Genomic DNA, 22254 nt, shown 5'->3' on the forward strand with positions numbered 1-22254 from the left:
GTCCCACCGTGGGACACCGCCTAGCCCCGCGCCTCGGCCACCGCATCCAGCAAGGCGGCCGCGATGAAATCCAGCTCCGCCTCGGTCAACCGCACCGGCAGCCTCACATCGCAAGCCCGCATCAGCATCGCCCGGGTCTGCGGCAGGTCCGGCAGCTCTCCCAGAAACTGCCAGTTCCAGAACGCCCGCGCATTGCCCTCGCTCAAGCCAAAGACCTGCACCGTCACGCCCCGCGCCTTCGCCGCCGCCTGAAACCCCAAGGCCTCCGCGTCGCTCCAGCCCCCCACCAGATTGAACTGGATCGAGTCCGGTGCACGCTCCTCCGGCCCCAACGGCGACGGCACCTCCAGATGCACCGACCCGTTCAGCCGCGCGGCCACATGGTCATGGTTCGACCGCCCCTTCGCCACCCGCTCGGCCACCAACGGCAACTGCGGCCTGATCACCGCGGCCGAAAGGTTCTGCATCCGAAGGTTATAGAGCGGCAGCTTGTTCTGCCAGTGCGCGCAGGAATTGGCCAAGCCGGGATGCTTCTTCCAGTTCGTCTCATACGCCCCCGACATGATGATCGCCCGCGCCGCAACCTCGGGATCATCGGTGATCAGAATACCGCCCTCGCCCGCATTGACAAGCTTGTAGGACTGGAACGAGAAACACCCCGCTTTGCCCAGCGTCCCGATCTTGCGCCCACCCCACACCGTGCCCAACGAATGCGCCGCGTCCTCGACCACCGGCACCCCGGCAGCATCACACAGCGCCATGATCGCATCCATGTCCGACGTGTGCCCCCGCATATGGCTGATCAGCACAGCCGCCGCCCCCGCAAGCTTGGCCGCAAAGTCTGCCATGTCGACGCGGTAATTATCCCCCACCTCGACCAGCACCGGTTCACAGTCAGCATGCACCACCGCCGACGGCACGGCGGCAAAGGTGAAAGCGGGGATCAGCACCTTTGCACCCTTGGGCAAATCCAGCGCCTTCAACGCCAGAAAAAGCGCCGCCGAGCAGGACGACACCGCCAGAGCATACCGCACGCCCATCAGCGCCGCGAACTCTGCCTCCAAAAGCGCAACCGGCGCGTCGGAAGGGGCCGTGTAGCGAAAGAGATCGCCGCTGCTCAGCAGCCGGTCTATCTCAGCCCGCGCCGCTGGCGGGATCGGCTCGGCATCGTGAACATTCGGGGCGATCGCCTGTCCGTCGGGGGCCATGCTGCACCTTTTCTAAATCTAGCATTCAGAAAAGGTGTAAACAGCCATGCCGTGACACGCCAGTGACAATTTGTTCTTCGGGAGTGGTTCCGCCTAGGCTTTGAGCGCTGCCCGCGCGGCAAGCGCCTGCATCGCCGCTTCGATCTCATGCCACGCGGTCCGCGCCATCGACCGGAATACCCAAAGTTCGAAGGTGTATTCCTCGGTCCGCAGCAGCACCGCGTTCATGTGGTTCAACGGCGCGCGAACCGCCCGCCCGACCGGAAAGGCGTTAGCCCGCAGGTCCATCGGCACCAACCGCATCAGTGCGTCAACCGCAGCGGGGCCGCTGATCGACAGCACGGCCCAGCCGTCAGATTGATCCGTCACCGCGGCCCCCTCCATCATCGGCGGCAGCACACCAGTGAGGAAGGCCTGATCGCGCCCGGTCCAGATGATGCGGGCCGCGCCTTTTACGGCAAAACTGTTCGGTACGGGCATCGCAAGACCAAGCGGTTTCAACGCCTTCGCCACCGCCTTTTCGCCTCCCGGCAATATCGCCACCGAGGTGACCGGCCCCACGTCCACCTCAGCCAGCGTCGCGCCACCCAAGGTCAGCGCCCCATGCCCTTCAAGGGCCGATTTCGCGATAAGCTCAGGCACGCAGCTTCTCCCCCTCAGGGTCGTGGACAACTGGATTGCAGACCTCGCAGATCACGTCGAGCCCGCGCAGATGGTCAACAAGCCGTACTTTTTCGCCGATCCGTGCCCGCCCGTCCTTCAGGAACGCAAGGCCCAGCCATGCCCCCATCGTCGGCGACCAGCCAACCGAGGTGACATAGCCCTGATCCGTCTCGCGGTGAACTTCGGCACCCGGCACGAACAGATGCGCACCGGCGCTGATCGCGTCGCTGGCCTTCAGGCCGACCAGTTGCTCGCGCTCTGGTCCCCAAAGGCCGGGGCGCTTGGCGGCTGCCTTGCCGATGCAATCCTTCTTCGCTGAAACCATCTTTTCCAGACCGATGTCATGCGCCGTCACCCGACCATGAATTTCGGCATGGGTGATAAAGCCTTTCTCGATCCGCAGGACGTTCAACGCCTCCATCCCGTAGGGGCCACCGCCCATCGTTTCGGCGCGCGCGACCAGATCGCGGAACAGCGCCTCGCCATAACGCGTCGGCACGGCGATCTCGTAGCCTTCCTCGCCGCTGAACGAGATGCGGAAAAGCCGCGCATCAACGCCGCCGATCCGCACCGGCGCCACGCCCATAAAGGGCAGGTCCACAGGCGTTTCCAGGAACGAGTTCACCAGCGCCCGCGCCTTTGGCCCAGCCACGGCGAACTGCGCCCAAGCCTCGGTCACGGAAATGAAACGCACCTGCCAGTCGGCACAGAAGGCTTGATGCACGAAATCGAGGTGCCGCATTACCAGACCCGCCGCCGCAGTCGTGGTTGTCATCAGATAATGCTGATCGCCCAGCCGTGCGCTGGTGCCGTCATCCAGCACCATCCCGTCCTCGCGCAGCATCAGGCCATAGCGCACCCGCCCGACCGGCAGGGTCGAGAAAGTGTTGGTGTAGACGAAATCAAGGAAGCGCCCCGCGTCCTTCCCCTGAATGTCGATCTTGCCAAGGGTAGAGACGTCGGCAACCCCCACCGCTTCACGAACCATGTTGACCTCACGGTCACAGGCCTCGCGCCAAGTCGCCTCGCCCGGTTTCGGAAAATAAGAAGGCCGATACCACAGCCCGGCCTCGATCATCGGCGCGCCGCGGTCGCGGCTGGCTTGATCGCTGGTCAGGAAGCGTTGCGGCGCAAAGCCGGCCCCCCGGCCCCCGGCCCCCATCGCAGCAATCGACACTGGCGTGTAGGGCGGACGGAACGTCGTCACGCCCGTCTCGGCAATCCCACGACCGGTCGCATCGGCCAACACCGCCAGCGCCGCGACGTTGGAGTTCTTGCCCTGATCGGGCGCCATGCCTTGCGTCGTGTAGCGCTTCATGTGCTCAACCGAGCGGAAGCCTTCCTGCGCAGATAGCTTCACATCCTTTGTCGTCACGTCATTGGCAAAGTCGAGCCACGCCCGACCCTTGCCCGGCACCTGCCACAAGGCCTTGATGACATAGGGCGCATCCTCGGCTTGCGGCAGATCGACCGAAACGCGCCGCCCAAGGGCCTCGGCCGCGCGCACCGCTGCCGCATGGCCGCTGGCCAGCGCCCCGTGGGTGGACATCGACCCATTCGCCGCGCCAACTGCCACCAGACCCGGCACCGCTCCCTCCATCGGCACGAAGGCGGCAAGCTCCTCGTTCCAGCGCGGGCGGCCGTTCATGTGGCAAGTCAGGTGGATCGTCGGGTTCCAGCCACCCGAAACCGCAAGGCAATCCGTCTCGATCTCGAACGTCTCGCTGCCCTTGCGCGCCGTGATGCCGGTCAGCCCGAGGCGCCCGCGCGTGCCAATAACCTCGGCCCCCAGATGCACCGGGCAATCCTCGACCGAAGACGCATCGGGCCGCGGGTCAATGATCGCAGCCACCGTCACCCCTGCCGCCATGAGATCGCGCGCTACACCCCGCGCGGCATCGGTGTTGGCGAACACCGTCACCCGCTTGCCGGGGCTGACGCCATAGCGGTTAAGGTAGGTCCGCACCGCCGAGGCCAGCATGATCCCCGGACGGTCATTGTCCTGAAACGCCACATGCCGCTCCAGCGCGCCCGAGGCGAGCACGGCATGCCCCGCGACGATCCGCCAGAAACATTCGCGCGGCAGGCTCGGGCGCGCGGCCTTGTGCAGACCCACCCGCTCCAGCGCGCCGTAGGTGCCGTTGTCGTAGGCCCCGGTAACGGCGGTGCGCAGCATGATCCTCACATTGGGCAGCGCGGTCAGTTCCGCCACCACCTGCGCAACCCAGTCCGCCGCCGCCATCCCGCCGATCACACCGCCATCCGACAGCAGTCGCCCGCCCAGATGGTGGCTTTCCTCGGCCAGAATGACGTCGGCGCCTGACCGCCCGGCGGTCAGCGCGGCCATCAGGCCCGCCGGGCCCGCCCCGATCACCAGCACGTCGCAGAACGCGAAGGCCTTTTCATAGACCCCCTCGTCATGCTTGCCCGACAGGCTGCCAAGCCCCGCCGCGCGACGGATGATAGGCTCGTACAAGCCCTCCCAGAACGCGCGCGGCCACATGAAGGTCTTGTAGTAGAACCCCGCGCTCAGGAACGGAGAAAGGTAGTCGTTCACCGCCATCAGGTCATACTTCAACGACCCAAAGCGGTTCTGGCTTTGCGCCACCAGCCCTTCGAAAACCTCCTGCACCGTCGCCCGCACATTTGGCGTCTGGTTCTTCGCACCGATGATCTCGACCATTGCGTTCGGCTCTTCCGACCCAGCGGTCAGAGCGCCGCGCGGACGGTGATACTTGAACGACCGCCCAACCAGCCGGACATCATTGGCCAGCAGTGCCGAGGCCAGTGTGTCGCCCTTGTAGCCGGCGTAGTCCTTGCCATCGAAACGAAAACGCACCGGCTTCGTCCGGTCGATCAGGCCTTTGCCGTCGATCCTCATTTCGCGCTCTCCGCCACCAGTGCCACGCCGGAAATCTCATGTGTCACCGTGTTGCGCGTGACGATCAGCCACTGCGCGCAGCCAAGCTCGTGATACCAAAGGTCTCGCACCACGCCCGCAGGGTTGTCCCGCAGGTGAAGGTAATTGTCCCACGCGTCAGGCGCATCTTCTGCCGCAGGCCGGTGCAGATAATCCTCCGCCCCATAATAATGGAATTCCCGCCGGTCGCGCGACCCGCACAAAGGGCATGTCAGCCGCATATCACAGCCCCCGATTTCATCTGTCCGAAAATATCCCCGCCGGAGGCTTCCGCACGGTCCGCTAGGCGCAGCGTTGATCGCATGGCACGGCTCCTCAATGCAGGTTGTGCTGGCTGCCGGTGCCTTCTTCATCCAGAAGATGCCCCGTCGCAAAGCGGTTCAGCCGGAACTTCCGCGCCACCTCGTGGCTTTCGCCCGTGGCCATCAGATGCGCCATGCACCAGCCCGACGCAGGCACCGCCTTGAAGCCCCCGTAGTTCCAGCCACAATCGAGGAACAACCCATCGACATGCGTCTTGTCGATGATGGGCGACCCGTCCGGCGACATGTCCATGATCCCGCCCCAGGACCGCAGCACCTTGGCCCGCCCGATCATCGGCATCAGCGTCATGCCGGCCTCCATCACATGCTCGACCATCGGCAGGTTCCCACGGCTGGCGTAACTGGCGTAGAAATCCAGATCGCCGCCGAACACGAGGCCCCCCTTGTCGGACTGGCTGATATAGAAGTGGCCCATGCCGAAGCTGATCACATGGTTGATCACCGGCTTCAGCCCTTCGGTAACGAAGGCCTGCAAGACATGGCTTTCGATCGGCAGCCGCATCCCGGCCATCGCGGCCACTTGGCTTGACCGGCCCGCGACAATGATCCCCACCTTCTTCGCCCGGATCGCGCCGCGCGTGGTCTGCACTCCGCGCACCACGCCATTCTCGATGTCGATACCCGTCACCTCGCAGTTCTGGATCAGGTCGACCCCGCGTTTGTCCGCGCCGCGCGCATAGCCCCAGGCAACCGCGTCATGCCGGGCACTACCGCCGCGTGGATGCAACAGGCCGCCATAGATCGGGAACCGGGTCTGTTCGAAATCAAGGTAGGGAAGCTGCTCGCGCACCCCGTCGCGGTCCAAGAGGATCGCATCGTCGCCCTGGTTGATCATCGCATTGCCGCGCCGCACGAAGGCGTCGCGCTGCCCGTCGCTGTGGAACAGATTTATCAGCCCGCGCTGCGAATGCATCACGTTGTAGTTCAGGTCCGCCTCAAGCCCTTCCCATAGCTTCAGGGAATGCGAGTAGAATTCTGAGTTCCCCGGCAGGAAGTAGTTGGCCCTCACGATTGTCGTGTTGCGGCCGATGTTGCCCGAACCGATGTAGCCCTTTTCCAGCACGGCGATGTTGGTCATCCCGTGGTTCTTGGCCAGGTAATAGGCGGTGGACAACCCGTGCCCGCCGCCACCGATGATGATCGCGTCATATTCCGCCTTGGGCGCGGGGTCGCGCCATGCGGGTGCCCAGCCGGTATTTCCGGTCAAGCCTTCCCAGATCACCTTCAGCCCTGAATAGCGCATCACATCCATCCCGCTCGCGACGGTTGGAGTAGAAGACCGTCACCGCCAAAGATGCAAGCCCCACCCCGACACGGAAGTGCGGGCTGCGACATCAGATGTCGCCTTTTCGCGCGTTTCCGTGGCGCGGCGACGCGGCGTGCGGTCACAGCCCCTTTGACCGGTAGGTCGCTGCCACCCGGCTGATCGACACGATGTAGGCTGCGACCCGCAGATCCTCGACGTCGTCGCGTTCGTGCCAGATCTTGCGCATCGCCTGATAGGCAGTCCGCATCGTGTCGTCGAGACCGGACCGCACCAAGGCCAGTTCATCCGAGCCGGTCAGAAAGCGTTCCTTGAAATCAGCTGTCAGAGACCAGCCGAGGTGCTGGTCAGCACTCAACCGCTCCAATTCCTCGACCAGAAGCCGTGACCGGGCTTCTTCGGCCCGCCTCTGCATCCGGCCAAAGCGGATGTGGGACAGGTTCTTGACCCATTCGAAGTAGCTGACCGTGACGCCACCCGCGTTAGCATACATGTCGGGGATGATCACCACGCCCTTCTGGCGCAACACCTCGTCGGCGCCATAGGTCACCGGCCCGTTCGCCGCCTCGATGATCAACGGCGCCTTGATGCGGGCGGCGTTGCCAAGGTTGATAACGCCTTCCATCGCCGCCGGAATCAGCAGATCGCACGCCTCCTCCAGCACCGCCGCGCCGTCCTCGACATGCCGCGCCTTGGGGTAGCCAGCCAGCAGCCCGTCGTTGGCATTCATCCACTGGCGCACGTCCTCGACATCAAGGCCTGTGTCGCTGAGCAGCGCGCCGTCACGTTCGATGATCGAGGTGATGATGCAGCCATCCTCCTCGCTCAGGAACTTCGCCGCGTGATAGCCAACGTTGCCAAGGCCCTGAACGATGACCCGCTTGCCCTCCAGCCCGCCGGAAAGGCGCGCCTTGGCCACATCCTCGGGGTAGCGGAAGAATTCGCGCAGCGCGTATTGCACGCCCCGGCCCGTCGCCTCAACCCGGCCCTGAATGCCGCCGGCATGCGGCGGCTTGCCGGTGACGCAGGCCTTGGCGTTGATGTCGGTGGTGTTCATCCGGGCATACTGATCGGCGATCCACGCCATCTCGCGCTCGCCCGTGCCCATGTCTGGCGCGGGCACGTTCTGCGCCGGGTTGATCAGGTCACGCTTGATCAGTTCATAGGCGAAGCGGCGGGTGATCTGCTCCAGCTCATGTTCGTCCCAGGCGCGCGGGTCGATGCAAAGCCCGCCCTTCGATCCGCCGAACGGAGTTTCCACCAGCGCACATTTGTAAGTCATCAGCGCTGCCAACGCCTCCACCTCGTTCTGGTTGACGCTGAGGGCGTAGCGAATGCCACCCTTCACCGGCTCCATATGTTCGGAGTGCACCGAACGATAGCCGGTGAAAGTCTCGATCTTGCCGCGCAGCCGCACCCCGAACCGCACCGTATAGGTAGAGTTGCAGACCCGGATCTTCTGCTCCAACCCGGGGCTCATATCCATCAGCTTCACCGCACGGTTGAACATCAGATCGACCGACTCGCGAAAACTTGGCTCACCTGAAATCTGCATTCCGTTCCTCCCTGTCAGGCACGGTGCGCACCGCACCAAGGCCCACCCTATCGGGCATTCTGGCCGGATGCACCCGTCATCCCGGCGCGCGAGTGGCCAATTAAGGCAGCATTGTGGCGGTTAAAAATCGAATCAGTTTACCCAAACAAGGCGAGTACACTCAACCTTAGCGTGTTTGTTTCTTCAAGACGGGCAAACAATGCCGAATTCGGCGATAGATCGTTTCCAACCACCAGCAATTCCCCAAGCCAAGCGCACTGTTGCCACACTTCCGCCCAACCTTGTGACAATCATCATTCTTGGGAACGTCTGTCGCTGCCGACAGGCTTGTATGTTTGGAACGGGTATAGTGATGAAAACCATAGCTGCGGCTTCTGTGGCCGCCCGTGAACGCATTTCGCTCTACCGCTTTTACAATGACGAACGCGGTGTGATGGCATTTTTCATGCTGGCGATGTTCCTTCTGATGCTGATGTTCGGCGGCATCGCAGTTGACGTGATGCGCTACGAGACTCGCCGCGTCGCCCTGCAACAGACAATGGACCGCGCCGCCCTGGCCTCGGCCAGCCTCAAACAGGGGTTGGTCCCGAAAGCCGTGTTCGACGACTATTTCGCCAAGGCCAACCTAGGTGACGGTGTGGAAATGGTCGATTTCGCAACGCCGACGGTGGTGGTCGACAGCAATTCCACCTACCGCAAGGTCGAAGCCAGCGCGAAGGTCACATCCTACAACTTCTTCATGCACATGATGGATGTCGACACGCTGGAAAGCGTGAACACCACCAGCGCGCAACAGGGCGTGTCGCAGATCGAGGTGATCCTCGTTCTCGACGTCTCCGGTTCGATGGGCAACAGTGATGGCAGCGGCAGCACCAAGATCGCGGCACTGCGCGCCTCGGCCACGAAATTCGTGACCACCATTAAGAACCTCGACACCTTCAATCAGGTGTCGATCGGCATCGTCCCGTACAACGCGCAAGTGAACATCCCCGCCAACCTGCGCCAGCAATACACGGTCACCAACGTGGCCACCTATGACGGTGTGCCGAACGCGGGCTTCCCGAACGCAAACTGCGTCGAGATCCCGCAGAGCAGTTACAGCACGACTGCACTCTCCAGAACCACGCCCATGCCGATGATGGCTGTGGCCGATACGGTCACCAGTGTCAGCACCACCACCAACTTCCTGGCTCTATCGAGCGCCGCACCGGTCGATAACCCCGGCAATCGGTCTTGCAACCCGACCACCGCCAACCGGGTGTCGCTGCCATCCCTGAACGCCACCACGATCAGAAGCCGCATCAGCGCGTTGACCCATGGTGGCAATACCTCGATCGCGATCGGCATGCGCTGGGGCGTAGCGCTCCTGGACCAGTCTGCACGCCCGATCTATTCGGCACTGATAACCGAACCCGAGATGGCTGGCCGCCCGGCCGACAATACCTCCACCGACACCCGCAAGATCATCGTCTTGATGACGGACGGTGAAAACGTCGCCACCGACTTCGTGCCGGACGCCTACAAGACCGGCCCTTCGCCTATCTGGCGCGGCCAAGATGGAAACTACGCGATCCAGTTCACGACAGGGGGCACGGCACTGACGAACACGGCGCGACCATCCTGCGCAGGCACCAACACCTATTTCGTAAATCACCTCAAGACCAACACCACCACCAACTGTCAGTCTGCGGCATGGCGTGCAACACCAGCATGGACCGGCAGCGGCACCGCGGTCCGCCTCGATTGGAGCGAGGTTTGGCGCTACCTGTCGATCAGCTATGTAACCCGGCAGCTTTACGGACGCTCGAACACAGGCATCAGCAATACCACGCTGATGAACATGTTCCGCACCACCTATATTCCAGCGACCACGCTTGACTCGCTTCTGGCGTCAAATTGCGCAGCGGCCAAGACTGCCGGTATCGAAATCTACGGTATCGCCTTCGCAGCCCCCGCGATTGGCCAAACGGTGATCAACAACTGCGCGTCCAGCCCAAAGACGAACTACTACTTCAACTCCACCAACGGCACCGCACTTGATGCCGCGTTCCAGCAGATCGCGACCAACATCTCGGAACTGAGGCTGACGCAATGACCCGCCTCCAGCATTTCCTGAAGGCCGAAGACGGGACTTCGACGATCGAATTTTGTTTCGTCGTGCCGCTGGTGCTGACCATATTCTTCGCCTCGTTCGAAAGCAGCTATTACATGGTCCGCCATGTCATGCTGGAACGCAGCGTCGATCAGGTCGTGCGCGATCTGCGCCTTGGCACGCTTATCCCCACCGGCACGACACCGACTGCGGGCCACGCGCTTCTGAAGGATGCGATCTGCAAACGCAGCGCGCTGATCTCGTCCTTGAATGGCTGCCTCGATTCCATCCGCATCTGGCTTCAGCCGCTCAACGCCAGTTTTGACATCAACCCTCCGGACGCCTGCGTAGACAAAACTGCCGGAGTCGCTCCGCTTACGACGATTCCCGCCGGCGAATTCGCACCCGGCAACGCCAACGACATCATGCTGATGCGCGTCTGCCTGCGAGAGGAGCCGATGTTCTCGACCACCGCCGTGGGCGCCGCAATGATCCGGTCCGATGGCGAGTTCGCCCTCGTCAGCACATCCGTCTTCGTGAACGAGCCGGGTTGAGGATCCAGTGATGATGGTCGAACGCAACCTCAAGAACTTCTGGCAAGACGAAAGCGGCGTGCTCTTGGCCGAAGCGCTGATCATGCTGCCGCTATTGATCTGGGCGTTCCTGGCCCTGTTCGTCTACTGGGACCTGTTCCGCACCATCAACACCTCGCAAAAGGCCGCCTATTCCATCGCCGACCTGATGTCGCGGCAAGCCGTGGTAACGCCGACCTATGTCGACGGCATGAAGAACGTCCTTGATTTCCTGACGATGGGCTCGGCCGGATCGAGGATGCGGATCACCAGCATCCAGTACGACCAGCCGAACAACCGCTATCTTCTGTTGTTTTCGCACAGCAGTTCTCCGACCAAGATGCCGGCCTATACGCAAACATCCGTTCAACCGCTCAAAACGCGAGTACCGAACATGTCCCACCTCGATTCCGTGGTGATCGTCGAAACCGAGGTTGACTATATCCCCGGCTTCAACACCGGCGTGATGAACGTGGGCACCGGCGTCTCGCCGCAGACGTTCCAGCAGTTCATCGTGACCCGACCGCGCTTTTACCGGCGGATCTGCATGACCATTCCCGCCTGCCCGCCCGACCCATAAGGCGAAAGCGCCCTTTAACCTGATCCAAAGCCCGGCTACCCTGCCCCGAACCGTCGGTCGGAGGTTGCCAGATGCCCCGCTTTTCCGCCGCCATCTTTGTCGGCCTTCTGGGTGTGGCGGGCTTTGTCCTGACCGCCTGCGCCACCTTCCCGGAAGTCGACGCCGTTCCCGCCTCGACGATCCCGACGCCCCCTCAACTGGTGCCGCTTGACACGCTCTTGGCCGAGGCTGACGTGGGCAAACCCTTCGCGCCCACCTCTGTCGCGGACCGCGCCGCACGGCTGAAAGCGCGCGCGGCTCTGATGCGCGGCGCGGTCCACGACCCCGAAACCCGCGCCCGGCTTGAAGCGGCCGCCCGCGAAAACGCCCCATGACGCCAAGCCCGGCGGGGGCCGTTGCACCGGCCCTTTCAACCGGCTAACAGACAGCCCAACTCAGCCGTCCGCTTTGCACGAGGTTCCCCATGCCCGCCGCCCCCCTGCGTCTTGGTCTTGCCGGTCTTGGAACCGTTGGTATCGGCGTCGTGCAGATCGTCCAGCGTCAGGCCGACCTGATCGCCGCGCGCACCGGCCGCTCGGTCACCATCACTGCCGTCTCGGCGCGCGATCGGTCGAAAAACCGTGACGCCGACCTGTCGGCCTACGCCTGGGAGACTGATCCGGTTGCCCTTGCCCGCCGCGATGACATCGACGTTTTCGTCGAGGTTATGGGCGGCCATGACGGCCCCGCCAAGGCGGCCACCGAAGCCGCCATCGCCGCTGGCAAAGACGTGGTCACCGCCAACAAGGCGCTGCTTGCCCACAACGGTCAGGCGCTGGCCGAAGCCGCCGAAGCGAAGGGACGCGTGATCCGCTTCGAAGCCGCCGTCGCCGGTGGCATCCCGGTTATCAAGGCGTTGACCGAAGGGCTGGCCGGCAACCGCATCAAGCGGGTGATGGGCGTAATGAACGGCACCTGCAACTATATCCTGACGCGGATGCAGTCCGCAGGCCTACCCTACGATCAGGTGTTCGAAGAGGCACGCCAGCTTGGCTATCTGGAGGCCGACCCGAACCTTGACGTCGGCGGCATCGATGCGGGCCACAAATTGTCGCTGCTTGCAGCTATTGCCTTCGGCACCCGCGTGTCGTTCGACGCGGTCGAACTTGAAGGGATCGGCAGTGTCTCGATCGACGACATTCGTCTCGCCGAAGACATGGGCTACCGCATCAAGCTGCTGGGCGTGGCGCAGATGACCGGGCGCGGGCTGGAACAGCGCATGACCCCCTGCCTAGTCCCGGCGGACAGCCCGCTCGGTCAGTTGCAGGGCGGCACGAACATGGTGGTCCTGGAAGGCGACAGTGTCGGCCAGATCGTCATGCGTGGCCCCGGCGCCGGTATGGGCCCAACCGCCTCGGCCGTCATGGCCGACGTGATCGACATTGCCCGCGGCAGTCGCATCCCCACGTTCGGCCAGCCCGCCACCACGCTCGCCATCCCTACCGCAGCACTTGCCGCAACCCCCGCACCCTATTACCTTCGGATGACGCTTCTGGACAAACCCGGCGCCTTGGCAAAGATCGCGACCTGCCTTGGCGATGCGGGCATTTCCATCGACCAGATGCGCCAGTATGGCCACGTTGGTGTCCATGCCACTGTGCTCATCGTCACGCACAAGGCCGCCCCGGGGGATATCGTCCATGCAACCGCCCAATTCGCCGAAACCGGCGTTCTGGTCGACGCGCCGGTCGCAATCCGTATCGAGGAAGTCTGACGTTAGCGCCACCGTGCTTGCCCGCTGCGGTTGACCCGGATAGACCGATCCAAAGCCACAGGAATTGGATCAAATGTCCGACAAAACGCAATTTCAAGACCGTATGCTCTCGTTGGGCCTTGCCCGCGTTTCCGAAGCCGCCGCCCTGGCCTCCGCTGGCCTCATCGGGCGCGGCGATGAGAAGGCCGCCGATCAGGCCGCCGTCAACGCGATGCGCGACCAGCTGAACCTTCTCGACATCGCCGGCGTCGTGGTGATCGGCGAGGGTGAACGGGACGAGGCCCCGATGCTCTATATCGGCGAAGAGGTCGGCACCGGCTCTGGCCCCGCCGTCGACATCGCGCTAGACCCGCTGGAAGGTACCACTCTCACCGCCAAGGACATGCCGAACGCCCTGACGGTGATCGCGATGGCCCCGCGCGGCACGCTTTTGCACGCCCCCGACGTCTACATGGACAAACTGGCGATCGGCCCCGGCTTCAAGACCGGCACCGTGACCCTGACGATGACGCCTTCCGAGCGCGTCTCGGCCCTTGCCGCCGCCAAGGGCTGCTCGACCGAAGACATCACCGTCTGCGTGCTCGAACGTCCGCGCCACGAAGAGATGATCCACGAACTCCGCTCCACCGGTGCCGCGATCCGGTTGATCACCGACGGCGACGTGGCCGGCGTCATGCACTGCGCCGAACCCGAGATCACCGGCATAGACATGTACATGGGCTCGGGCGGCGCACCCGAAGGGGTGCTGGCGGCCGCCGCGCTGAAATGCATGGGCGGGCAGTTCTTCGGCAAGCTTCTGTTCCGCAACGACGACGAGCGTGCCCGCGCGCGCAAGGCCGGCATCACCAACTTCGACCGCGTCTACACCCGCGACGATCTGGTTCGCGCTGATGTGATTTTTGCAGCCACCGGAGTGACCACCGGTTCGCTTCTGGCCGGGATCAAGCGCGAGCCGCATTGCGTGACGCTGGAAACCATCCTGATGCGGTCCAAGACCGGGTCGGTGCGGCGCATTTCCTACCGCAGTCCGGTGCGGTGACGCTGGTGCGCTGCGCCTACTCGGGCTGAAGGTCGACCTCGGCCTTCGCCTTGGCCGCCAGAAAGGTCACGAACGCCCGCACCCTTGCGGCGATCAGCCGGTTGTCGGGGTAGACTGCGTGCAACGGCACGGGTCGCCCCCTCCAGCCGGCCAGAATCGGCACCAGCCGGCCTTCGCGCACGTCGTGACCCACCACGAACGCGGGCAGTTGCACCACGCCTGCCCCTTCCAGCGCCGCGGTGCGTAGCGCCCATCCTTCAGACAGCTCCATCCGGGGGCTTACCGGCACATCGGTGCGCTCTTCGCCGCGCAGGAAGGTCCAGCTCCGCCCCTGCCGCAGGCCTGAAAAATGCAGCAGGTCATGGCCCGCCAGATCGCCGGGTTGGTCTGGCACCCCCCGACGCATCAGGTAATCGGCCCGCGCGCAGGTGATCAGACGTGATTGGCCCAGCGCGCGGGTGATCAGGTTCGGCCCCACCTCCAGCGTGCCACGAATGGCAAGGTCAAACCGGCTTTCAATCAGGTTGCGCGGCGCGTTCGACAGTTCCATGTCGATGGATATGCCGGGATGCTGGCGCAGGAACTCGGCCACCCACGGCACCAGAAACCGCACCCCAAGGTCGGGCGGAGCCGTGACCCTTAGCCGTCCTTCTGGCACCGTCTGTTCGGCACGCGCCGCCCGCTCCGCCTCGGTCAGCCGCCCGGGCAGGTCGGCCAGACGGTCGCGGTAGGCCTGCCCCGCCGGTGTCAGCCGCACGTTCCGCGTGGATCGGTGCAACAGCCGCACGCCAAGCCGCGCTTCAAGATCGGCGACCTGCGCACTGACCGTCGCGCGCGTCAGCCCCAGCGCCGCCGCCCCGGCGGTAAAGCCCTGATGTTCGGCCACAGCCAGAAAAGCCGCCACGCCATGCAGCGGATCAACCGTCTTCATTCGTCAAGTCATCCAGACAATCATGCAAGGTCCGGCCGGATTATCACAGGCCCTTCGCGCGAGTATACACCCCCTCACGAAACCAAATTTACCCACGATTTTCAACCGAGGAGATAGAAATGACCACATTCAACCAGGCTGTCCTTTCCCCCGCCGGAGCCGGCCACGAGGCCATGGCATTCGGTCGCCACATCATCCGCATTACCGCGGACCAGACCGGAGGGAGCCTCGGCTGCTTTGAGGCCGAGGTTCCCGCTGGCGAAGGCCCGCCATTCCATGTGCATGAAAAAGAAGATGAATTCTTCCGCGTCCTGCAAGGCCATTTCGCGTTTTGGTGCAACGGCACACGCGTCGAACTGACCGAAGGTGGCCTTGTCATGGTGCCGCGCGGCGCGGTGCACCGGTTCCAGAACATCGGTGACAGCATCGGCCATCTGATGGTGGTGGTGACCCCGGGCGGGTTCGAGGGGTTTTTCCCGGCTGTGGCCAGCGAAGACGCGCCCTCGGTCGACCGGATCTGCCAGATCGGCGAACGTTTCAACCTGCGCTTCGTCTTCGACGCTGCCGAGGCAGCCTGATCGGCACCGCAGGCTGGGCGTCATGTCCAGCCTGCCCCCAACGGGCCCGACGCCCCTTGCAAGGACCGGCCCTTTGCGGCACCCCTGTGCCATGCTTCGCGCCCCAGCCTTCCTCAACGTCGAAACCTCGCTTACCGGCCGCCGCTGGATCGGCCCCAGCGCCGAGGCCGACCGTCTGGCCGAGGCGATGGTGCAGGCCACCCGGCTTCCGCTTCCGCTTTGCCGCATTCTGGTGTCGCGCAACGTCTCCCCGGCCGACGCAGAGGCCTACCTCGCCCCGTCGCTGCGCGATCTCCTCCCCGATCCGCTCTCCCTTCGCGACATGGCACCTGCTGCCGCCCGCCTGATCCGCGCCGCCACCCGCGCCGAGCGGATTGCCGTCTTTGCCGATTACGATGTCGACGGTGGGGCATCTGCGGCGCTTTTGCTGATCTGGCTGCGCGCGATGGGGCGCGACGCCACGCTCTATATCCCCGACCGGATCGACGAAGGTTACGGCCCGAACGTCGCGGCGATGGCCAGCCTCGCCGCCACGCATGACCTGATTGTCTGCGTCGATTGCGGCACCCTCAGCCACGAACCCGTGGCCGCGGCAAAGGGCGCCGATGTGGTGATCCTTGACCACCACCTCGCGCTGGAAACGCTGCCCGATGCGCTTGCCGTGGTGAACCCGAACCGGCAGGACGAGGACGGCACGCTTGCCCATCTGTGCGCCGCCGGGGTCGTGTTCCTGCTTTTGGTCGAGGCCAACCGCCAGCTGCGCGCCACCGGCATCACCGGCCCCGACCTCATGGCGATGCTTGACCTTGTGGCGCTGGCGACGGTTGCCGATGTGGCACCCCTTGTCGGCGTGAACCGCGCCTTCGTGCGTCAGGGCCTGAAGGTCATGGCCCGCCGCGACCGCCACGGTCTGCGCGCACTGGCCGACATCGCCCGCATGGATCAGGCGCCCACTACCTACGCGCTCGGGTTCCTCCTTGGCCCGCGCGTCAATGCCGGGGGCCGCATTGGTCAGGCCGACCTTGGCGCGCGACTGCTTTGCTGTGACGACCCGGCCCTTGCCGCCAGCCTTGCCGCGCGGCTTGACCAGTTGAACACCGACCGCCGCGAGATCGAGGCGCGCGTCCGTGAAGAAGCCCTGGCGCAGTGCGATGCGCGCGGCACCGACGGCCCGCTGGTCTGGGCGGCCGCTGATGGCTGGCATCCCGGCGTCGTCGGCATCGTTGCCGCCCGCCTGAAAGAGGCGACCCACCGGCCCGCCGTGGTGATCGGGTTCGAGGATGGTATAGGAAAAGGCTCTGCGCGTTCGGTGCCCGGCGTCGATCTTGGCGCCGCGATCCAGCGCATTGCCGCCGAAGGGCTGATCCTGAAGGGGGGCGGGCACAAGATGGCGGCGGGCCTGACCCTGACCCGCGACCAACTGGAACCTGCGATGGCCCGCCTTGGCGAGTTGCTGGCGAGGCAAGGTTCTGGCGCAGGCGGCCCCGCCGACCTGCGCATCGACAGCCTGCTGATGACCTCTGCCGCCACCATTCCGCTTCTGGAGCAGATCGAGGCCGCCGGCCCCTTCGGCGCCGCTGCCCCCGCCCCCCGCTTTGCCTTTGCCAATGTCGCAGTCGCCACCCGACGCGTCGGCGAAAGCCACCTGAAGGTCAGCCTGTCCGATGGCTCCGGTCCCGCCCTTGACGGCATCATCTTCGGTGCCTTCGACGGCCCGCTTGGCCCGGCGCTGGAAAACGTCGGCCACCGGCGTTTCCACGTCGCCGGAAAGGTTGAACTGAACCACTGGAATGGCCGTGCGCGGGTGCAGTTGCGCGTCGATGATGCCGCGCCCTCCTGACCGCAGCCTCGATCAAAAGAACGGCATTTTTCTGCTTGCAGAAGCCTGACACCAGCTTTAGACACCGCCGCACCGAAAGCGTGGCCCGTTCGTCTATCGGTTAGGACACCTGGTTTTCAACCAGGTAAGAGGGGTTCGACTCCCCTACGGGCTGCCACTTTTCCCAATAGCGCGATACGCGACCTTAAGGGTGTCTGGGCGTTAGTTTGCCGCCGATTGGTGTCGTGCATGATCAGTCAGATATCTGGCAATTCCGTCTGATCACCGTCTTGCCTGGCAACGTCTATTCGCACGACGCTGAAGGGGGTGGCTCGATGCCGCGGTGGGGCAGCAGAAAGATGGAAGGAACCGCGCAGTTGCCCGCGCGGCTACCGTTTCACTGCAACACGCCTCAGCCGTAAAGTGCTGGCACGCCCAGTTTCGAATGCATCTTGTTCACCTCGGCCGGAGCAATTCCCAAGCCTCGCGCCAGTTCGTCGAGGTAGTTCGCCTCGTTCTGGTTGTCCAACGTGGTCGCCATCACCGACACCGAGTATACTTGCGGCCCAAGGCCTCTGGGAACCTGCTTTACAAGCTTCTCAACATCGACCGGTGCAGCAAGTTCGGCCTTGAGGAAGGCCATGTCCTCATCCGTGATTTCCCCCATCGACCCAAGAAGTTTTTTCTTCTCGGCTTCATCGATCTTGCCATCCGACTTTGCCGCCTGAATCATTGCCCGCAGCATGAGGGCGGCAAATGCCTCCTGATCAGACGTCGGCTGAGCGTCCGGCTCACCAAAATTCCGAACGGACTGATTAAGTAATTCGCCGAATTCCTTCTTTTTCACGCCGGGCACAGTGCTGCGCGCTACGGTGCGCCCAGCAGCGGCACCGCCCAGAAGATCACCAAAGCCCCCACGCCCCGTTGACAGCTGACCTAGAAGGTCGTCCAAGCCGCCCTTCTTTCCCGAGGCGGGCACAGCCTGGTCGCCTCCGCCGGCCAACTGCTCCAAAAGGCCGCCAAGCCCACCCATCTCACCGCCCGATGAGGCAGTGTCCACGTGGCTATCTGCGGTCTTCTGGCCCGGCTTGCCGGCCAGAATGTCCTTCATCATGTCCTGCAAATCGCCGGGGGCTTGGCTGGTGCGTCGCCCGGTCGAATTGGGGCCGCCGAAAAGTCCGCCGCTACCGGGAGTGCCAGTTCCGCCCGAGGGTGCGGAACCCGCGTTCTGCATCATGTTTCCCACGCCCTTGGCTATCACGACGCCGACGGCAACCTTAGCAAGAGTAGACAGCAGACTCATTTCAACACACTCCACACTACGACATTCCCAAGCGGCCTGCCGCTGGAACGATTGCCTGCTTATTTCTTCCGAGCAAGCATTTTGCTGCCAGATCTGGCCCTGACAAAGCTGGCGGACAGAAGCGGCGTTGTCCCGTCTCATGCAGTCAAGTCAAACCGGCCCCGGATCATCGGGTTACCAAGACGCCGTCAGCGACCAGGGTCGCTTTCCCGTTCGTCAGGCGTTCACATCCACCACAACCCGACCGCGCACCTGCCCGGCGAGGATCTCTTCGCCGAGGCGCGGCAGGTCCACCAGCGTCGCGGTGGAAATCATCCCTTCCAGCAGATCCATCGGCATTTCGCGGGCGATCCGGTCCCACGCAACCACGCGCGTCGCATAGGGCTGCGTGACGCTGTCGATGCCCAGCAGGTTCACCCCGCGCAACAGGAACGGGATCACCGTCGCTGGCAACGACGCTCCCCCCGCCAGCCCGACTGCCGCAACCGACGCGCCGTGCTTCATCTGCCCCAGCACCCGCGCCAGCATCGCCCCCCCGACCGCATCGATGCAGCCGGCCCAGGTTTCCGTCTCCAGCGGTCGCTTCACGGTTTCGGCAAGCTCCGCCCTCGGCACGATCCGTGTTGCACCAAGCCCGCGCAGGTAGGCTTCGGTTTCCGGCCTTCCGGTCACCGCCGCCACCTCGTAGCCGGCCCGCGCCAACAGCGCCACGGCTACCGAACCCACACCCCCGGCCGCCCCCGTCACCAGAACCGGCCCCTGACCCGGCTGCATCCCGTGTGCCTCCAGCGCCATCACCGCCAGCATCGAGGTGAACCCCGCCGTGCCGACCGCCATCGCCGCCCGCGTCGTCAGCCCCTCGGGCAGCGGAACCAGCCAATCCGCCTTTACTCGCGCCTTTTGCGCGTAGCCACCCCAATGCGCTTCGCCAACACGCCAGCCGGTCAGCACCACCCGGTCGCCGGGGCGGTAGCGGGCATCGTCCGACGCCTCGACCACTCCGGCAAAGTCGATGCCCGGCACATGCGGGTAGGCCCGCACCAGCCCGCCTCCCGGCCCGATGCAAAGCCCGTCCTTGTAGTTGATCGTGGAATACTCGACCGCCACTGTCACATCGCCCGCAGGCAACGCGGCCTCGTCCAGCACCTGCACTGCCGCATGGGTCTTGCCCTCGGCATCCTTCTCCACCACCAGCGCTCTGAACGTCATAATGCCTCCCCGGTTGATCCGCCTTACCGGCATAACAAACTTTGCAGCCTGCGAAACCCTGCTTGAGGTCCGCGCCGTAGAACGGCACAAGACACTGGCTTGATTATCGCTGGTCGGGCAATAAAGTCATGACACGTTCAATCAAAAGGTGATCCTGTGCTTCGGTCCTCGCTTGTGCTTTCCCTTGCCGCTTCGCTTGCCGTTGCGGCCACCGCCGCCCATGCCGTCCCGTGCAGCGACACCGGCGGCCGATATGAGGAGTGGAAGCCGGCGATGGCCGCCGAGGCTGCCGCCGCCGGGGTGGGCGGCCGGGGCATCGCGGCGCTGATGGGAACCTCCTACTCCAAGGCCACCATCTCGGCTGACCGCAACCAGAAAAGCTTCAAATACAGTCTCGACAAGTTCCTTCAGGTGCGTGGCGCCGACACGATCGTTGCCCAAGGCCGCACGCGCAAGAAGAAGAACCCGGATTTCTACGCCAGCCTCGAGGCACAGTATGGTGTCCCGGCGGGTGTCATCATCGCCATTCACGGCATGGAAACCGCCTTTGGCGGCTTCATGGGCGACACCAACGTCGTTTCGGCCATCGCGACTCTGGCTTATGATTGCCGCCGCACCGACTTTTTCACCCCCCACCTCCTTGCCGCGCTGAAACTTGTCGATCGCGGGTCGATCAGCACCAAATCCATCGGTGCCAAGCACGGCGAACTTGGGCACACCCAGTTCCTGCCCGGCAACGCACTGACCTACGGCGTGGATGGCAATGGCGACGGTGTGGTCGACCTCAACAACGTCACCGATGCGCTGGCGTCGACGGCGAACTACCTGCGCCAGAAGGGTTGGAAGCCGGGCAAGGGCTATCAGGAAGGCGAGCCGAACTTTGCCGTGATCAAGGAATGGAACGCCGCCAAGGTCTACCAACAGGCCATAGCGCTGATGGGCGCACGCATCGACGGCTAAGCCGCCATAAACCCTCTTGCGCCAAACCGCAGCCTCGCTTACCAAGCGCCGCAGTGGCCCGTTCGTCTATCGGTTAGGACACCTGGTTTTCAACCAGGTAAGAGGGGTTCGACTCCCCTACGGGCTGCCACTTTCCTCATGTTTCAAACCGCAAACGTCAGTGTGACTGGCGTTTCAGCGGACGTTCGGATTGAAGTGCGCGAAACCACCGCCACAGGAACCGCCATGCTCCGCAGCTTCGCCCTTGCCACCCTTCTGCTTGCCACCACCGCCCATGCCGACACCGCCGACGGCGAGGCGCTGAAGGTGATGTCCTGGGATCAGATCGTGGCCGAGGCCAAGGGCGGCACCGTCAACTGGTTCATGTGGGGCGGATCGGACGTCATCAATCAATACGTCTCCGACCATGTCGGCGGCATCCTGGCGCGCGACTACGGCATCACCCTGAACCGGGTCGGCGTCGCCGACGCGGCCGAAGTGGTGAACCTCGTGCTGTCGGAAAAGGCCGCCGGCGTGACCGATGCAGGCAGCGTCGACCTCATCTGGATCAATGGCGAAAACTTCCGCTCGATGCGTCAGGGCGACCTCGCGTTTTGCGGCTATACTGACCTTTTGCCGAACAATGCCCTCGTCGACTGGAAAAACCCGGCCATCGCCAACGATTTCGGCGTGCCAGTCGATGGCTGCGAGGTGCCGTGGAACACCGCGCAATTCGCCTTTGCCCATGACGGCGCGACCCTGCCAGCGCCGCCCACCTCGATCCCGGCCCTAATCGACTGGATCAAGGCCAACCCCGGCCGCTTCACCTACCCCGCCCCGCCGGATTTCACCGGCTCGGTGTTCGTGCGCCATGTGTTCTACTACGCTGCCGGCGGCGCCGAAAACCTGCTTGGGCCGTTCGATCAGGCCAAATATGACGCCGCCGCCGCCAAGACATGGGCGATCCTGAACGAGATCGAGCCATTCCTATGGCGCGAAGGCCGGACCTATCCGAACACCATCGTGCAGTTGAACGAGCTTTTCGCCAACAACGAGGTGGCGTTGACCTTCAACTACGAACCGGCGCAGTTCGGCCTTGCGGTCACTGCCGGCACCTACCCCGAAACCACCCGGTCCTTCGGGCTGACCGACGGCACCATCGGCAACACCAATTACACGCTGATCCCGTTCAACTCACCGAACAAGGCGGCGGCGCTGGTGGTGCAGAACCTGCTTCTGTCAGCCGAAGAACAGTTGGAAAAGGCAAAGCCCGAGGTGTGGGGTGCAGCCCCGGCCATCGACATCACCCGCACCCCTGCCGAAATTCAGGCCGGGTTCGCGGCGATCAAGGCGCACCCGTCGGTGGTTCCGGCATCCGAACTGGCACAGGCTGCTCTCCCCGAACTGCAAGCCGACTGGATCACCGCAATCGAGGACGGTTGGCGCGCCAACGTCGGCAACTGACAGGGCGGCTTGCCGCCCGCGCCATCCTCGCGCACTCTCGCG

Annotated in this window: 19 protein-coding genes and 2 tRNA genes; 12 read left to right on the forward strand and 9 right to left on the reverse strand. The window is 64.0% G+C overall.

Translation table 11 applies throughout. The features are described 5' to 3' along the window. Nucleotides 1-20: 20 nt before the first annotated feature. The 6 genes from ACROUL_RS16090 to ACROUL_RS16115 form a co-directional block, all read right to left on the reverse strand. Nucleotides 21-1208, reverse strand: coding sequence for a DegT/DnrJ/EryC1/StrS family aminotransferase (locus ACROUL_RS16090; protein WP_431300462.1), 1188 nt, complete (start codon nucleotides 1206-1208; stop codon nucleotides 21-23). A 93-nt stretch (nucleotides 1209-1301) separates the two neighbouring features. Continuing rightward, nucleotides 1302-1850 carry a sarcosine oxidase subunit gamma gene (locus ACROUL_RS16095; protein ID WP_431300463.1) on the reverse strand — a complete coding sequence of 183 codons (549 nt, stop codon included), beginning with the start codon at nucleotides 1848-1850 and terminating at the stop codon, nucleotides 1302-1304. Next, nucleotides 1843-4752, reverse strand: a complete 2910-nt coding sequence (locus ACROUL_RS16100; protein WP_431300464.1) for a sarcosine oxidase subunit alpha family protein — start codon at nucleotides 4750-4752, stop codon at nucleotides 1843-1845. Before ACROUL_RS16100 ends, ACROUL_RS16095 begins: the two co-directional genes overlap by 8 nt. Continuing rightward, a complete protein-coding gene (locus ACROUL_RS16105) occupies nucleotides 4749-5012 on the reverse strand; it encodes a sarcosine oxidase subunit delta (protein ID WP_431300465.1) in 264 nt (87 codons plus the stop codon). The genes ACROUL_RS16100 and ACROUL_RS16105 overlap by 4 nt, the downstream gene beginning before the upstream one ends. Nucleotides 5013-5106: 94 nt before the next feature. After that, nucleotides 5107-6357 carry a sarcosine oxidase subunit beta family protein gene (locus ACROUL_RS16110; RefSeq protein ID WP_431300466.1) on the reverse strand — a complete coding sequence of 417 codons (1251 nt, stop codon included), beginning with the start codon at nucleotides 6355-6357 and terminating at the stop codon, nucleotides 5107-5109. A 142-nt stretch (nucleotides 6358-6499) separates the two neighbouring features. Next, nucleotides 6500-7933 (reverse strand): Glu/Leu/Phe/Val family dehydrogenase, encoded by a 1434-nt coding sequence (locus tag ACROUL_RS16115; RefSeq protein ID WP_431300467.1) that lies wholly within the window; start codon nucleotides 7931-7933, stop codon nucleotides 6500-6502. Between the two features lie 352 nt (nucleotides 7934-8285). Here ACROUL_RS16115 and ACROUL_RS16120 point away from each other — a divergent pair, with 352 nt between their 5' ends. From ACROUL_RS16120 to glpX, 6 genes are all read left to right on the forward strand, one after another. Then, complete coding sequence (locus ACROUL_RS16120) at nucleotides 8286-10028, forward strand: pilus assembly protein TadG-related protein (RefSeq protein ID WP_431300468.1); 1743 nt, start codon at nucleotides 8286-8288, stop codon at nucleotides 10026-10028. Continuing rightward, nucleotides 10025-10579 carry a TadE/TadG family type IV pilus assembly protein gene (locus tag ACROUL_RS16125; protein WP_431300469.1) on the forward strand — a complete coding sequence of 185 codons (555 nt, stop codon included), beginning with the start codon at nucleotides 10025-10027 and terminating at the stop codon, nucleotides 10577-10579. The genes ACROUL_RS16120 and ACROUL_RS16125 overlap by 4 nt, the downstream gene beginning before the upstream one ends. Before the next feature lie 10 nt (nucleotides 10580-10589). Beyond that, nucleotides 10590-11177, forward strand: a complete 588-nt coding sequence (locus ACROUL_RS16130) for a TadE/TadG family type IV pilus assembly protein (RefSeq protein WP_431300470.1) — start codon at nucleotides 10590-10592, stop codon at nucleotides 11175-11177. A 71-nt stretch (nucleotides 11178-11248) separates the two neighbouring features. Further along, complete coding sequence (locus ACROUL_RS16135; protein WP_431300471.1) at nucleotides 11249-11551, forward strand: hypothetical protein; 303 nt, start codon at nucleotides 11249-11251, stop codon at nucleotides 11549-11551. 89 nt (nucleotides 11552-11640) lie between these two features. Next, nucleotides 11641-12930 (forward strand): homoserine dehydrogenase, encoded by a 1290-nt coding sequence (locus ACROUL_RS16140; RefSeq protein ID WP_431300472.1) that lies wholly within the window; start codon nucleotides 11641-11643, stop codon nucleotides 12928-12930. Nucleotides 12931-13003: 73 nt separating this feature from the next. Continuing rightward, nucleotides 13004-13969, forward strand: coding sequence for a class II fructose-bisphosphatase (gene glpX / locus ACROUL_RS16145; RefSeq protein WP_431300473.1), 966 nt, complete (start codon nucleotides 13004-13006; stop codon nucleotides 13967-13969). A gap of 16 nt (nucleotides 13970-13985) precedes the next feature. Here glpX and ACROUL_RS16150 read toward each other — a convergent pair whose 3' ends face one another. Further along, on the reverse strand, nucleotides 13986-14900 hold the full coding sequence (locus ACROUL_RS16150) for a LysR substrate-binding domain-containing protein (protein ID WP_431300474.1): 915 nt from the start codon (nucleotides 14898-14900) through the stop codon (nucleotides 13986-13988). A gap of 119 nt (nucleotides 14901-15019) precedes the next feature. Between ACROUL_RS16150 and ACROUL_RS16155 the strand changes: the two genes are divergently transcribed. The 3 genes from ACROUL_RS16155 (at nucleotide 15020) to ACROUL_RS16165 (ending at nucleotide 17475) form a co-directional block, all read left to right on the forward strand. Next, nucleotides 15020-15478, forward strand: a complete 459-nt coding sequence (locus ACROUL_RS16155) for a cupin domain-containing protein (protein WP_431300475.1) — start codon at nucleotides 15020-15022, stop codon at nucleotides 15476-15478. 91 nt (nucleotides 15479-15569) lie between these two features. After that, nucleotides 15570-17318: a single-stranded-DNA-specific exonuclease RecJ gene (gene recJ, locus ACROUL_RS16160; protein ID WP_431300476.1), complete on the forward strand. Its 1749-nt coding sequence runs from the start codon at nucleotides 15570-15572 to the stop codon at nucleotides 17316-17318. A gap of 82 nt (nucleotides 17319-17400) precedes the next feature. Beyond that, nucleotides 17401-17475 (forward strand) — tRNA-Glu (locus ACROUL_RS16165). Between the two features lie 234 nt (nucleotides 17476-17709). Here the strand turns inward: ACROUL_RS16165 and ACROUL_RS16170 are convergent. Both ACROUL_RS16170 and ACROUL_RS16175 read right to left on the reverse strand, forming a co-directional pair. Beyond that, nucleotides 17710-18600: a DUF533 domain-containing protein gene (locus tag ACROUL_RS16170; protein ID WP_431300477.1), complete on the reverse strand. Its 891-nt coding sequence runs from the start codon at nucleotides 18598-18600 to the stop codon at nucleotides 17710-17712. Nucleotides 18601-18816: 216 nt separating this feature from the next. After that, nucleotides 18817-19809 carry an MDR family oxidoreductase gene (locus ACROUL_RS16175; protein ID WP_431300478.1) on the reverse strand — a complete coding sequence of 331 codons (993 nt, stop codon included), beginning with the start codon at nucleotides 19807-19809 and terminating at the stop codon, nucleotides 18817-18819. 174 nt (nucleotides 19810-19983) lie between these two features. On the opposite strand from ACROUL_RS16175, the gene ACROUL_RS16180 reads away from it, so the two are divergent. From ACROUL_RS16180 to ACROUL_RS16190, 3 genes are all read left to right on the forward strand, one after another. Continuing rightward, complete coding sequence (locus tag ACROUL_RS16180) at nucleotides 19984-20769, forward strand: lytic murein transglycosylase (RefSeq protein WP_431301327.1); 786 nt, start codon at nucleotides 19984-19986, stop codon at nucleotides 20767-20769. Between the two features lie 55 nt (nucleotides 20770-20824). After that, nucleotides 20825-20899: transfer RNA gene (locus ACROUL_RS16185), tRNA-Glu, on the forward strand. 95 nt (nucleotides 20900-20994) lie between these two features. Beyond that, on the forward strand, nucleotides 20995-22212 hold the full coding sequence (locus ACROUL_RS16190) for an ABC transporter substrate-binding protein (RefSeq protein ID WP_431300479.1): 1218 nt from the start codon (nucleotides 20995-20997) through the stop codon (nucleotides 22210-22212). Nucleotides 22213-22254: the final 42 nt, after the last annotated feature.

The sequence above is a fragment of the Tabrizicola sp. BL-A-41-H6 genome (genome assembly GCF_050632395.1).
Lineage (GTDB): Bacteria > Pseudomonadota > Alphaproteobacteria > Rhodobacterales > Rhodobacteraceae > JAUYQR01.

Bases quoted from the DNA above. Each gene is read 5' to 3' on its own strand.
- ACROUL_RS16090 (WP_431300462.1), bottom strand. From the start codon at position 1,208: ATGGCCCCCGACGGACAGGCGATCGCCCCGAATGTTCACGATGCCGAG.
- ACROUL_RS16100 (WP_431300464.1), bottom strand. From the start codon at position 4,752: ATGAGGATCGACGGCAAAGGCCTGATCGACCGGACGAAGCCGGTGCGT.
- ACROUL_RS16105 (WP_431300465.1), bottom strand. From the start codon at position 5,012: ATGCGGCTGACATGCCCTTTGTGCGGGTCGCGCGACCGGCGGGAATTC.
- ACROUL_RS16110 (WP_431300466.1), bottom strand. From the start codon at position 6,357: ATGCGCTATTCAGGGCTGAAGGTGATCTGGGAAGGCTTGACCGGAAAT.
- ACROUL_RS16115 (WP_431300467.1), bottom strand. From the start codon at position 7,933: ATGCAGATTTCAGGTGAGCCAAGTTTTCGCGAGTCGGTCGATCTGATG.
- ACROUL_RS16120 (WP_431300468.1), top strand. From the start codon at position 8,286: ATGAAAACCATAGCTGCGGCTTCTGTGGCCGCCCGTGAACGCATTTCG.
- ACROUL_RS16125 (WP_431300469.1), top strand. From the start codon at position 10,025: ATGACCCGCCTCCAGCATTTCCTGAAGGCCGAAGACGGGACTTCGACG.
- ACROUL_RS16130 (WP_431300470.1), top strand. From the start codon at position 10,590: ATGATGGTCGAACGCAACCTCAAGAACTTCTGGCAAGACGAAAGCGGC.
- ACROUL_RS16135 (WP_431300471.1), top strand. From the start codon at position 11,249: ATGCCCCGCTTTTCCGCCGCCATCTTTGTCGGCCTTCTGGGTGTGGCG.
- ACROUL_RS16140 (WP_431300472.1), top strand. From the start codon at position 11,641: ATGCCCGCCGCCCCCCTGCGTCTTGGTCTTGCCGGTCTTGGAACCGTT.
- glpX (WP_431300473.1), top strand. From the start codon at position 13,004: ATGTCCGACAAAACGCAATTTCAAGACCGTATGCTCTCGTTGGGCCTT.
- ACROUL_RS16150 (WP_431300474.1), bottom strand. From the start codon at position 14,900: ATGAAGACGGTTGATCCGCTGCATGGCGTGGCGGCTTTTCTGGCTGTG.
- ACROUL_RS16155 (WP_431300475.1), top strand. From the start codon at position 15,020: ATGACCACATTCAACCAGGCTGTCCTTTCCCCCGCCGGAGCCGGCCAC.
- recJ (WP_431300476.1), top strand. From the start codon at position 15,570: ATGCTTCGCGCCCCAGCCTTCCTCAACGTCGAAACCTCGCTTACCGGC.
- ACROUL_RS16170 (WP_431300477.1), bottom strand. From the start codon at position 18,600: ATGAGTCTGCTGTCTACTCTTGCTAAGGTTGCCGTCGGCGTCGTGATA.
- ACROUL_RS16175 (WP_431300478.1), bottom strand. From the start codon at position 19,809: ATGACGTTCAGAGCGCTGGTGGTGGAGAAGGATGCCGAGGGCAAGACC.
- ACROUL_RS16190 (WP_431300479.1), top strand. From the start codon at position 20,995: ATGCTCCGCAGCTTCGCCCTTGCCACCCTTCTGCTTGCCACCACCGCC.